Origin of the sequence: Nocardiopsis halotolerans DSM 44410 (genome assembly GCF_000341065.1) — a bacterium.
Classification (GTDB): Bacteria; Actinomycetota; Actinomycetes; order Streptosporangiales; family Streptosporangiaceae; genus Nocardiopsis; species Nocardiopsis halotolerans.
Genome location: NZ_ANAX01000012.1, coordinates 1 through 11,549, shown reverse-complemented (window position 1 = coordinate 11,549; position 11,549 = coordinate 1). Strand labels below are relative to the sequence as shown.

The 11,549-nt window shown below is 68.5% G+C and carries 10 protein-coding genes and 1 pseudogene; 5 read left to right on the top strand and 6 right to left on the bottom strand.

Translation table 11 applies throughout. The features are described 5' to 3' along the window. Nucleotides 1-66 precede the first annotated feature (66 nt). Together D455_RS0100770 and D455_RS0100765 are read left to right on the top strand one after the other, a co-directional pair. Nucleotides 67-1,014: a LysR family transcriptional regulator gene (locus D455_RS0100770; RefSeq protein ID WP_017568852.1), complete on the top strand. Its 948-nt coding sequence runs from the start codon at nucleotides 67-69 to the stop codon at nucleotides 1,012-1,014. 67 nt (nucleotides 1,015-1,081) lie between these two features. Next, nucleotides 1,082-1,861 (top strand): SDR family oxidoreductase, encoded by a 780-nt coding sequence (locus D455_RS0100765; protein WP_017568851.1) that lies wholly within the window; start codon nucleotides 1,082-1,084, stop codon nucleotides 1,859-1,861. A 60-nt stretch (nucleotides 1,862-1,921) separates the two neighbouring features. Here D455_RS0100765 and D455_RS0100760 read toward each other — a convergent pair whose 3' ends face one another. The 4 genes and pseudogenes from D455_RS0100760 to D455_RS0100745 form a co-directional block, all read right to left on the bottom strand. After that, complete coding sequence (locus D455_RS0100760; protein ID WP_017568850.1) at nucleotides 1,922-3,382, bottom strand: benzaldehyde dehydrogenase; 1,461 nt, start codon at nucleotides 3,380-3,382, stop codon at nucleotides 1,922-1,924. Between the two features lie 132 nt (nucleotides 3,383-3,514). Next, a pseudogene (locus D455_RS0100755) lies at nucleotides 3,515-3,766 on the bottom strand (ABC transporter ATP-binding protein); the annotation flags it as partial. After that, a complete protein-coding gene (locus D455_RS35735) occupies nucleotides 3,754-3,879 on the bottom strand; it encodes a hypothetical protein (protein ID WP_017568848.1) in 126 nt (41 codons plus the stop codon). The gene D455_RS35735 and the pseudogene D455_RS0100755, both read right to left, overlap by 13 nt. A gap of 348 nt (nucleotides 3,880-4,227) precedes the next feature. Further along, nucleotides 4,228-6,012 (bottom strand): serine/threonine protein kinase, encoded by a 1,785-nt coding sequence (locus D455_RS0100745; RefSeq protein ID WP_026122179.1) that lies wholly within the window; start codon nucleotides 6,010-6,012, stop codon nucleotides 4,228-4,230. A gap of 309 nt (nucleotides 6,013-6,321) precedes the next feature. Here D455_RS0100745 and D455_RS0100740 point away from each other — a divergent pair, with 309 nt between their 5' ends. Further along, nucleotides 6,322-7,599, top strand: coding sequence for a cytochrome P450 (locus D455_RS0100740; protein ID WP_017568847.1), 1,278 nt, complete (start codon nucleotides 6,322-6,324; stop codon nucleotides 7,597-7,599). Beyond that, a complete protein-coding gene (locus D455_RS0100735; protein ID WP_017568846.1) occupies nucleotides 7,596-8,723 on the top strand; it encodes an endo-1,4-beta-xylanase in 1,128 nt (375 codons plus the stop codon). The genes D455_RS0100740 and D455_RS0100735 overlap by 4 nt, the downstream gene beginning before the upstream one ends. 42 nt (nucleotides 8,724-8,765) lie before the next feature. Here the strand turns inward: D455_RS0100735 and D455_RS35730 are convergent, their stop codons facing one another. After that, entirely contained in the window at nucleotides 8,766-9,737 is a 972-nt protein-coding gene (locus D455_RS35730) for an MBL fold metallo-hydrolase (protein ID WP_026122178.1), read from the bottom strand. A gap of 118 nt (nucleotides 9,738-9,855) precedes the next feature. Beyond that, nucleotides 9,856-10,704 (bottom strand): serine hydrolase, encoded by an 849-nt coding sequence (locus D455_RS35725; protein ID WP_086003330.1) that lies wholly within the window; start codon nucleotides 10,702-10,704, stop codon nucleotides 9,856-9,858. A 44-nt stretch (nucleotides 10,705-10,748) separates the two neighbouring features. Here D455_RS35725 and D455_RS0100720 point away from each other — a divergent pair. Then, on the top strand, nucleotides 10,749-11,549 hold an 801-nt coding region (locus D455_RS0100720), incomplete at its 3' end, for a LysR family transcriptional regulator (protein ID WP_017568843.1).

The window sequence follows — 11,549 nt, the reverse complement described above, 5'->3', positions numbered from 1 at the left end:
CCCACGCTAGAAACACCCCTTTCATACGTCCAATACATGTTTTCACCCTGCCCCATACTGAAACGTATGAAAGATGACGCACCCGACCCCGACGCCCTGGCCCGCGTACTCGCCCCCCGCCTACGCATGATCCAGGCCATCGCCACCACCGAACACATCACCCAGGCCGCCGAAGCCCTGGGCATCCCCCAACCCACCCTGAGCCGCTCCCTGGCCCGCCTCCAACAGGAACTGGGCATGGACCTGCTCCAACGCACCGGCCGCGGAGTACGCCTGACCCGCGCCGGAAAACTCCTCCTCCCCCACGCCGAACGCGCCCTGGCCGACCTACGCCAGGCCACCACCGAACTCACCGACGCCCGAGCAGGACGCGTGGCCCTGACCTTCCTGCCCACCCTGGGCGTGGAGGTGGTCCCCACCCTGCTACGCGACTTCCGCACCGACCACCCCCACGTACGCTTCACCCTCACCCAGGAACCCTGGGCCCAGTCACTACACCGACTCACCCAGGGCAAAGCGGACCTGGCCCTGACCTCACCCCTGCCCTCCGACCCCGCCCTGACCTCCGCCACACTGCACACCCAGGCCCTGCGCCTGGTCGTCCCCGAACACCACCCCCTGGCACACACCCCCCACACACCAACACCCGTCACCGCCGCGGCCGGAGGGGAGTTCATCCTGCTCAAACCCGGCCGGGGCGTACGCCACCTCACCAACCAGATCACCGAACACGCGGGCATCACCCCCCGCGTCGCCTTCGAGGCCGACGACATCTCCACCGCACGAGGACTCGTCGCCGCAGGGCTAGGAGTGTCGATCCTGCCCGCACGCCCCAAAGGACCACTGAACGGAACGGTGGAACTGCCCCTGCACGGCACCGACGCCCGCCGCCCCATCGGACTGGCCTGGCCCCGACAAGGAGCGGGCGGCGGCTACGAACCCCCGGCGGTGACCCTGTTTCGCGACCACGTACGCCGGGTGGGCCCCCACCTGATCCCCGACCTGACCGGCTAACACCCGCCCACGACCCGGCACGGGAAAACCACTGGCGCGCCCCACAGGGCTCGGAGACCATCCACCCATGACCCGCACACAACCACCCCAGCCCGCACGCCCACGCGCCCTGGTCACCGGAGTGGGCCGCACCCGCGGCATCGGCGCGGCCACCGCCCGCACACTGGCCGCCTCAGGATGGGACGTGGCCTTCACCCACTGGAGCCCCTACGACGCACGCATGCCCTGGGGAGCCGAACCCGACGCGCCCCAGACCATCCTGGCCGCCCTGACCGAACACGGGGCCCGCTCCATCGCGGTCGAGGCCGACCTGGCCGACACCGCCACCGCCGCACGCGTCTTCGACACCGTCACCGAGCAGCTGGGCGAGGTGAGCGCACTGGTCATGTGCCACTGCGAATCGGTCGACTCCGGACTCCTGGAGACCACCGTGGACAGCTTCGACCGGCACTTCGCGGTCAACGCGCGCGCCACCTGGCAACTGGCCCGCGAGTTCGGCCTGCGCTTCGAAGGCGAGCACGGCACCGGCCGGATCGTGGCCCTGACCAGCGACCACACCGTGGGCAACCTGCCCTACGGCGCGAGCAAGGGCGCCCTGGACCGCATCGTGCTCTCCTGCGCACGCGAACTGGCCCACCTGGGGGTGACCGCCAACGTCGTCAACCCCGGCCCCGTCGACACCGGCTGGATGTCGCAGCGCACCAAGGACGAGTGCACCGCCCACACCCCGCTGGGCCGTCTGGGCACCCCCCAGGACACCGCGGACCTGGTGGAGTTCCTGTGCTCGCCCCGGGGCCGGTGGATCAACGGCCAGCTCCTGAACAGCGACGGAGGCATCTCCGCCTGAACCCGCGAACGGGCACCGGTGGGCACCGCGAGGAGACCCTCCCGGCGCCCACCGGTGCGGCTAGAAGGGGTAGCGCGCCGGATCGGCCCGCATCGTCACCCACTGGGTCTCGGTGAACGCCTCCACATTGGCGCGCGTGCCCCCGAACCGCGCACCCGTCCCCGAGTCCCCCACCCCACCGAACGGGGCCACCGCCTCATCGTCCACGGTCTGGTCGTTGATGTGCACGATCCCGCTGGGCACCCGGTCCGCGATCTCCATCCCCCGCATCGGATTGGTGGTGAGCACCCCCAACGACAACCCGTACTCGGTGGAGTTGGCCAACTCCACCAACTCATCGATCGAGGAGAACCGCACCACCGGCGCGACCGGCCCGAACACCTCCCGCGCACAAGCCGGGGTGGTCGCCCCTACCCCCTCCAGCACCGTGGGCCGGTAGAACAACCCCTCGTAGGTGCCGCCCGCACGCAACCGCGCACCCGCCTCCACACTGCCCGTGACCAGCGCGTGGATCCTGTCGCGCTGGGAGGCGTCGATCACCGGACCCAACTGGGAGCCGTCCACCTCCGCATCCCCCACCGTCAACGCCTCGGCCCGCTCGGCGAGCCGCTCCACGTAGGCATCCGCGACCGCCTCGTGCACCAGGTGACGGCCCGTGGTCATACAGATCTGCCCCTGGTGCAGGAACGACCCCCACGCACCGACCGATGACGCCGACTCCACGTCCACGTCATCGAGCACCACCAACGGCGAGTTACCACCCAACTCCAGGTGGGCGCGCTTGAGGTGACGCCCGGCCGCCTCACCCACCCTGCGCCCGGCCTCGGTCGAACCAGTGAAGGAGATCACCCGCACGTGCGGATCGGCCACCAACGCCTCCCCCGCCGCCGCACCGCCGGGCAGCACCTGCAACACCCCCTCGGGCACACCCGCCCGGCGAAACACCTCGGCCAACACCGCGCCACCGCACACGGCCGTGCGCGGGTCCGGCTTGAGGATGACCGCGTTACCCACCGCCAACGCCGGAGCCACCGAACGAATCCCCAGAATCAACGGCACGTTGAACGGGGCGATCACCCCCACCACCCCGACCGGGACCTGCCGGGAAAAACTCAACCGCGGCTTACCGGTACGCAGAACCTCCCCATGCGGCTGAGAGGCCAAAGCCGCCGCCTCGAAGCACTCCCCGGCCGCCACACGCACCTGGAAACCGGCCATCCCGGCCGCCGCACCGCCCTCACGGCGCAACCAGCCCATCACCTCCTCGGCGTTGTCCTCCAACACCCGCCCGGCACGGCGCAGCACGGCGGCACGCTCCTCGAAGGAGGCCGCCGCCCACCCGCGCTGGGCGCGGGCGGCCCGCACACCGGCCTCGGCCACGTCGTGGGCGTCAGCGACACCGGCCCGGCCCAGGACCGCGCCGGTGGAGGGCGAGACCACGGGGGCCTGCCCCCCGTGGGCGGGCGTCCAGGCGCCGGTGAAGACCGCGCCGGCGACATCCTCGACAGAGAACAAGGTCATGGTCGTCTCTCCTTCGACATACCCCCGCACCACCCAGGAGGACGGCGCACGCGAGGGGAAACCAACCCCGGCGGCCACACCGCCGAGGGGGATGCTTACAAGACGCCGCCCCGGGGGCGGCGCGAGCAGACCTCAGGGGCGCACCTTGGCGGAAGCGCCCGGTGCGCCCTTCTTGGCCTGCTGGATCTGGGCGTGGACGCGGGCACGCAACCCGGTGAAACGCTCGTCGCGGCGGGTGGTGAGCCGGTCGCGCTCCACCGGCAGATCCACGGTGGTGTCGTCCTGGACCACGGTCGGGGAGGAGGACAGCACCAACACCCGCTCCCCCAGGTAGACGGCCTCGTCGATGCCGTGGGCGACGAAGAGCACCGTCACCCCCCAACGCCGGCGGTGACCGTGGTCAGACCGTCGGAGTCGGAGACGGCTCCGCCGGAACCGCAGGCGGTGGCGGCCACCAGTACGGCACCGGTGGTGAGAGCGGCCAGCGTTCGGCGCATCGGCACTCCAGCCGGGTGAGGGGGCGTCACCGCCCCAAGATGTACGTTCAGCGAACACGTGTTCTTTAAGCGAACATAAGTGATGCGCCTCACCCGGTCAAGACGCGAAAAGAGCACGTTTCGAACTCGCAAAAGAGCCGTTCATCGGATGACCACACCTGGTCAGCACCCCCAACCCCACCCAGACACACCACAAGGGCGCCCCCACGGTCCGGATCAGGACGGAACCCGGACCGCGAAGACGCCCTCGGCGCCTCATCCTCAGACAACGCTCAACCCGATGTCAACAGAGGAAAACCCAACCCCAACGCGCGACCAGGCGCCCCATCCGCCCAGGCCACACACGCCTCAACCCCAAAAACCGAAGCTGTACAACAACCCGTTGGTCGCCGCGAGCGCCCCCAACGCCAACACCACACCAGTGACGAACGAGGTCCGCAACGACCGCACCAGATACTCCAACGACACCAGGTTGTTGAGGACGAAGTACCCCAGCATCGTCGCGTGCCAGAACGCCTCCCACGTCAAAGGCTCGAACACGTACGGCCGCCCCGCCCACACCTGCGTCTCGGTGGTGAACCACGACCACGCCAACGCCGCCCCGTACCCCAACGGAATCTGGATCAACGGAAGAACCAACAGCGGCAACAGCTTGACGAAACCCCACAAACCCGGCTGATCAGCATGACGCGCCTGCGACTGAGCCCGACGCGCCGCCTCCTGCTCAGCACGCACACGCTCACGATGAACGCGCTCGGCCTCCTGCTGACGACGATGCTCGACCCGCTGCTCCTCCACACGCCTGCGCTGCTCCACCTGCTGGCGGTGCTGCTCCTCCATCCGGCGCTGACGCTGCTCCTCCTGCTGACGCAACTGCTCCCGCTGCTGATACCGCACATCAGCCGCCGCCTCACGCCGCCCTCCGTACAGGTCGGCGTAAGGATCCTCCTCCACCCCACGCCCCCGCCGCCCGTCAGACGAAGCCTCCTGCCCATAGGCCCCAGACCCCCACCCCTGGGCGGCACCCTCAGCCCCATAGGCGGTCGCACCCCGCCCATAGGCCGCCGTGGGCGGAACCTGCGGCGCCTCGGAGAACCGCGCCGTGGGCTGAGCCCCCTGCTCACCCAGAACCGAGGTCGCCCCCTCATCCACACCCGCACCACCGGCCACAGCCCCACCCGCGCCCGCACCAGAAGAAGACCCCAGCACCTCGGTGCGCTGATGGGCACCCGTGGCCCCAGCACCCCCCGCCGAGGTCGCCAACGCCTTGTTGACCCTGGCCACCTGCTCCTGCACACCCATCATCACCGCGGGAGGCAACCACGCCGGCCCCACGTTCACATCACCCAGATAATCCAGGATCTCCCCCGGCCCCGGCCGCCCCGCGGGATCCTTGGACAAGCACGCCGCCACCAGATGACGCAACGACTCCGGCACACCCGACAGATCCGGCTCACGACTGATGATCCGCATCACCATCGTGGGCATGTTCCCCTCACCGAAGGGACCCGCCCCCGCCGCCGCGTACGCCAACACCGCACCATAGGCGAACAGATCACTGGCCCCGGTCAGCGCCTCACCCCGCACCTGCTCCGGACTCATGAAACCGGGCGTACCGATCACCGACTGCGTGGCCGCCGTCCCGTCCGTGGCACGAGCGATACCGAAATCGATCACCCGCGGCCCATCCTCGGCCAACAACACGTTCCCCGGCTTCAGATCCCGATGGATCAACCCCACCCGGTGAATCTCCGCCAACGCCTCAGCCAACCCCGCCGCCAACACACGCACACTGGCCTCCGGCAACGGCCCATGCCCCCGCACCGCCTCATCCAACGGCAACGACGGCACATAGGACGTCACCAACCACGGCACCTCATCATCGGGGTCCGCATCGATCACCGGAGCGGTGAAAGCACCACTGACCTGCCGCGCCGCAGCCACCTCACGCGCGAAACGCTGACGAAAGGAAGCATCAGCGGCCATGTGCGGATGAATACGCTTGACCGCCACAGCCCGCCCCCCGGCCGAACGGCCAAAGAACACCTGTCCCATGCCGCCAGAACCCAAACGGCCGATCAACCGATACCGACCAATACGTTCCGGGTCACTGGGATCGAGCCTAAGGGACACCACAGCCTCCACACACGACGCTTCGCCACCCCCGGACACGGAAGGGATGACCACCACCCCCCGGCCGGACCAACAACCCCCGCCGAGAAGACGACCGCACCCAACCTATCGGCGCGCACACCCCCAGACCGCCCGCCAAACCCCGCACGCGTGTTCACCACCCGCCCCCACCCCACACGCCGCGCACCCAACGCCACAACCCCCCGGGAAGTTCCCCCATGGCCATAGACGGCCAACTCCCCCACCCACACGCCCACCAGACCAGGACACCCCTAGTGTCGAAAGCACGCGACGGGAGGACCCACGACCATGCCACTCCTCGACAACCTGCGCCTGGACACCCGCCTACGCACCGCCCACACCCTGTCCTGGGCCGCCGCACAGGCCAAAGACCACCCCAGCCGCCTCCTCCACTACCCCTGGCGCTACAACCCCTACCCCACCTACCAACGCCTGCGCGCCCAAGGCCCCTTCACCACCAGCAAACTCGGCTTTCGCACCGCCAACACCCACCAAGCCGTCCACGCCCTACTCCGCGGACGCGACTTCGGCGTCCAACACCCCGACACACGCGGCGCCCTCCCCGAACAGTTCGACGTCGTGGACCTGTCCTTCCTCATGCAGGACCCACCCGAACACACCCGCCTACGCAAACTCGCCCGCCCCGCCTTCAGCCCACGCCACATGAGCGAGTACGAAACCCAGATCACCAAGATCACCCACGAACTCCTGGACACCGCCACCGCACGAGGCGACTTCGACCTCATGCGCGACTTCGCCCACCCCCTACCCATCGCCGTCATCAGCCGCCTCCTCGGCATCCCCGAAGCCGACGACGCCGAATTCGTCGACATCGGCCACACCATCGGCGGCGCCCTGGACGGCGCCCAGTCGGCGAGTCACCTGCGCCGCATCCAACACGCCACGGCACAATTGGACCGACTCTTCGAACGACTGGTGGCACAGCGACGCACCCACCCCCGCGGTGACGTGGTCTCCACCCTGGTGAACCACCTCGACGACGGCGACCTCACCGCGACCGAACTCCAAACGATGTGCCGACTCCTGCTCGTCGCCGGCTTCGAAACCACGGTCAACCTCATCGGAAACGGGGTGATGGCCCTGCTACGCCACCGCCAGCAGTGGCACCACCTGGTAGCCGAACCCACCCTGGCCGAGAACGCCGTGGAGGAGATCCTGCGCTACGACTCCCCCGTACAGATGACCACCCGCTGGGTCCACAACGACACCACCGTCCAGGGCCAACCCCTGACCCGCGGCAGCTACGCCATGTGCCTCATCGGATCAGCCAACCGCGACCCCGAACGCTTCACCCACCCCGACCGCTTCGACATCACCCGCCCCGACGCCTCCGACCACCTGTCCTTCTCCAGCGGCGCCCACTACTGCCTGGGCGCACCCCTGGCCCGCCTCGAAGGACGCATCGCCCTGCGCGCCCTGGCCGAACGCCTCCCCCACCTGCACCCCACCGCACGACCCACCCGCCGCCCCACCACCGTCCTACGCGCCCTGGCCACCTTCCCCGTCACCACGGGAACCCGACAGAGGTGGGAACCGACAGGATGACGGCCCAGGAGACATGGCACGCACTCACCCGCGGACGCGGCGCACTCATCACCGCCGCGATCCTGTGCGCCCTCATCTTCCTGGCCACCGCGACCCTGGTCCTCACCCTCCCCGAACAGGAACAAACCCCCCGGGGACTCCCCCAACTCGCCCACACCCACGACATCGAACTCGGCGTCGCCGTCGCCGTCAACCCCCTGGTCAACGACAACCAGTACCGATCCGTGGTGACCGAGCACTACACCTCCGTCACCGCGGAGAACACCATGAAATGGGTCAACGTCCAACCCCAACGCCACACCTTCGACTGGAGCGGCCCCGACACCATCGTCGGCTTCGCCGAACGCAACGGCCTCGACGTCCACGGACACACCCTGCTCTGGCACAACCAACTACCCGCATGGCTCGCACAGGGCTCCTGGACCCCCGACGAACTACACCAGGTCATGCGCGAACACATGCAAGCCCTCATGGGCCGCTACCAGGGACGCGTCACCTCCTGGGACGTCATCAACGAACCCTTCCAGGACACCGGCCCACGCCTACGCCAGAACCTGTGGTACCAGGTCCTGGGCGAGGACTACATCGCCCAGGCCCTGACCATGGCCCACCAGATCGACCCCCAAGCCAAGCTCTACATCAACGAGTTCGGCATCGAAGGCGGCGGCCCCAAAACCGACGCCCTCCACCGCCTGGCCACCCACCTCCTCGACCAGGGCGTACCCCTGCACGGCATCGGCTTCCAAGGACACTTCATCCAGGGCAACGTCCCCGAGAACATGGCCCAACAGATGCGCCGCTTCACCGACCTGGGCCTGGAGGTGAGCCTCAGCGAACTCGACATCCGCATCCCCGAACCCGTCGACGAAACCGACCTCCAACAACAGGCCCACGAATACGAACAAGCCATCCAAGCCTGCCTGGAAGTCCCCGAGTGCGTACGCGTGTCGGTGTGGGGCGTCAGCGACCAACACTCCTGGATCCCCGAATGGTTCCCCGGCTACACCGCCGCACTGCCCTTCGACGACTCCTACACACCCAAACCAGCCCTGGACGGAATGACCACGGCCCTGTCCCGCACCCCCTCCAACCGACGCCCACACCAACCCCACCCCACCCACTGACACAGGCCGGCCCCCGAGAACACCGAGGACCGGCCCCACCCCTCAGAACGTGTACGGCCTCAGGTACTCCGGCACCACCACCCGACTGTTCGGCGAGACCCGACGCACCAACGACGCGAACTCCTCCAGACCCATCCCCTCACCCGTCCCGTCCACCGGCGGATTGGCCAACTCCCGCTCGAAGTGGTCCCAGTGCACCGGCACCACCGTCTCCGGACACTCCAACGCCTCCAACAACCGCGGCACGTACTCATGGGTACTGGACGTGGAGGGCAACGCCACCATCGCCACGTCCGGAGCCAACCCCGCCACCTCACGCTCAGCGAAGTCACTCGCCCCCATGAAGAACACCGACGGCCCCGACGGCGGACGCACCTGGAACGCCAACGTGTCCCCCTCCGGCAGATCCGCGATCGTCGAAGGAGCCCCCGGCACACTCACGTGAACCCCCGGGAAAGTCACCGAGTGGGACTTGTTACGGCTGTGCCGGGAGGAGACCACCTCCACCACACACCCGTCGAAGTCCAACACCTCCCCACCACGCACCGGCGAGACCTGCCCCGCGGGCACCCCCATCGCCTGCGCCAGGTGATAGGCCGTCAACGTCCCCACCACCCGCGCACCCGTGGTCGTGGCGATGTGGGGAACATCGGAGAAGTGGTCCCAGTGACAGTGCGTCACCAACACCACCGCACTCTCACCAACGTCCCCCACGTACTCGTCGACCACCCCCGCGTCCACCGTCAGGGACGTCTTCCGATCAAACGGGACATCGGGATCGAACAACCCCGTCGAGAACCGCGTCAGGAAGGGATCCACCAACACCGGAGCCCTCCCCGGCATGTCGATCCGCCACCCGCTGGTCCCCAACCAACGGAAAGCAGCCTCTCCTCCACCTCCGCGCCTCGGAGGCACCACCCCGGCCGCAGCACCGGCGGACGCACCCCCCAATAGAGGCGAGAGCGCCCCTCCCACCGCCGCACCACGCAAGAACCCCCGCCGCCCGATCGACATGTGCTGACCTCGTCTCGGTATCGATGACTCGAACGGCGCACAGCCAAACACGACCCCTGACACGGCGTCCAATAAGCGGCACACCCCCATCCCATAGGCGAACCCCTATCAACACCGGTCATCCCCACTCCACCAACCCCGCACCAGGCACCGCAGAACCCCGAAGACACTCCACCGCCTCACGCGCCGCCCGCCCCAGAGCCATGTCCGCCTCCAACGCGGTCCGCCCCCCGTCCGGACCCACCGCACACACCGCCACGGCATAACGCCCACCGTCGGGGTACTCCACCACCCCCGCCTCCGACCGCAACCCCGGCAACGTCCCCGACTTCACACTCACCCGCACCCGCGGCCCGAACCCCGACGCGACACGCGTACGCACCAACTGACGCGCCATCAGATCACGCACGAACGCACACGCCTCCGCCGGAGCCGCCTCATCCGTCCACACCAACCGGAGCAACCGCGTGATGTCGGCCGGAGTACTCGACGTCGTACCCCCCGGATCCTCAGCCAGAATCGCCGCCAGATCCCGACCCGACGCACGCTCCTCGTCCAACAACGCGTGCAACAGCGCCCGAGGACCACCCGTGAAACGCGTCCGCTCCAGACCCAACTCGACCGCGAGCAGACGAACCGGCTCCACCCCCACCCGGTCCACGATCGCGTCAGCCGCCGTGTTGTCACTGATCGTCATCGCCAACAGAGCACAGTCACGCAACGACAACTCCACATCATCCGCGAAATCCGCGGTCCCCCACCCACCCAACCGGTCATCACGACGCAACACCACCCGCTCCGCCGGATCCAGGTGCCCCACAGCCGCCTGACGAGCGAACTCCAACACGATCAACACCTTGGCCACCGAAGCCAGGATCACCGGATCATCAGCAAGACGACCCACCTGACGCACACCATCAACCTCACGCGCATGCACACGCACCACAGGAAACTCACTGGCAATCACGACGCACACGCTAAACCCCCACCAACGTTGGCTAGAGTCAACCCGTGGATCTGGGACGGCACCTGCGCTACTTCCTGACCGTGGCACACGAGGGCCACTTCGGTCAGGCCGCCATCGAACTGGGCATCGCCCAACCCGCCCTCAGCCAGTCCATACGCCGCCTGGAAACCGAACTCGGCGTCACCCTCTTCGACCGCTCCCGACGCCGCATCCAACTCACCCCCGCCGGACACCTCCTCATCCACCAGGCACGCGAACTCCTCGCCAGCGAAACCCGCCTGCGCCAGACCATGCACCGCATCGGCCAAGGAGAACTCCACACCCTCCGAGCCGCCGTACCCCCCGCCACACCAGCACTCGCCCTACGCGAACTCCTCCAACAGATGACCCACCACGCCCCCGGCCTCGACGTCGACCTGTGCGAAATGGCCGGAGCCCCCCTCATCCGCGCCCTGACCGATGCCACCGTGGACACCGCCCTCCTGACCGCCCCCTTCGAAGGCGAAGGACTCATCGGCACACCCGTCCACCGCGCCGAGATCGGCGCCATCCTCCCCCGCGACCACCCCCTGGCCCGCACCACCACCATCAACCTCACCGACCTGGCCGGACACGACCTCATCCTGCCCACACGCCAGACCGCACCCGTCTGGTTCGAACGCACCCTGGCCGTATGCCGCGAACACCACTGGACACCACCCCGCGTACGCCAGGCCCACGACACCGACTTCCTCCTCGGCCTCGTCCTCGCCGGACGCGGCATCGCCCTGGAAACAGCCACCGCCGCCACACGCGAACCCCGACTGACCTGGCGCCCCCTCACCGACGCACCACTACACCGACGC